At 65.1% G+C, this 863-nt stretch carries 1 protein-coding gene; it reads left to right on the top strand.

Features of this window, described 5'->3' with window-relative positions:
* A partial coding sequence (locus ADK57_RS12685; RefSeq protein ID WP_199830564.1) for a cytochrome c oxidase subunit I occupies nucleotides 1-863 on the top strand: 863 nt, incomplete at both ends.

The raw sequence follows: 863 nt of genomic DNA, 5'->3' as shown, positions 1-863 counted from the left end.
ACCACTGACCACAAGACGATCGGCACGCTGTACCTGGTCACGTCGTTCGCGTTCTTCTGCATCGGTGGCGTGATGGCGCTGTTGATGCGCGCCGAGCTGGCCCGTCCGGGCCTGCAGATCATGTCGAACGAGCAGTTCAACCAGGCGTTCACGATGCACGGCACGATCATGCTGCTGATGTTCGCGACGCCGCTGTTCGCCGGCTTCGCGAACTGGATCATGCCGCTGCAGATCGGCGCCCCCGACGTGGCGTTCCCGCGGCTGAACATGTTCGCCTACTGGCTGTACCTGTTCGGCTCGCTCATCGCGGTCGGCGGCTTCCTCACCCCGCAGGGCGCGGCCGACTTCGGCTGGTTCGCCTACAGCCCGCTGTCGGACGCGGTCCGCTCGCCGGGCATCGGCGCCGACATGTGGATCATGGGCCTGGCCTTCTCCGGCTTCGGCACCATCCTCGGCTCGGTCAACTTCATCACCACCATCATCTGCATGCGCGCACCCGGCATGACCATGTTCCGCATGCCGATCTTCGTGTGGAACGTGCTGCTGACCGGTGTGCTGGTCCTGCTCGCCTTCCCGGTGCTGGCGGCCGCGCTGTTCGCCCTGGAGGCGGACCGCAAGTTCGGCGCCCACGTCTTCGACTCCGCCAACGGCGGCGCTCTACTGTGGCAACACCTCTTCTGGTTCTTCGGCCATCCAGAGGTGTACATCATCGCGCTGCCGTTCTTCGGGATCATCTCCGAAGTGATCCCGGTGTTCTCGCGGAAGCCGATGTTCGGCTACATGGGCCTGATCGCGGCGACCATCTCCATCGCGGGCCTGTCCGTGACGGTGTGGGCCCACCACATGTACGTCACCGGCGGTGT

Origin of the sequence: Streptomyces sp. MMG1533 (assembly GCF_001279775.1) — a bacterium.
Classification (GTDB): domain Bacteria; phylum Actinomycetota; class Actinomycetes; order Streptomycetales; family Streptomycetaceae; genus Streptomyces.
This window is presented reverse-complemented; position numbering and strand designations above follow the sequence as displayed.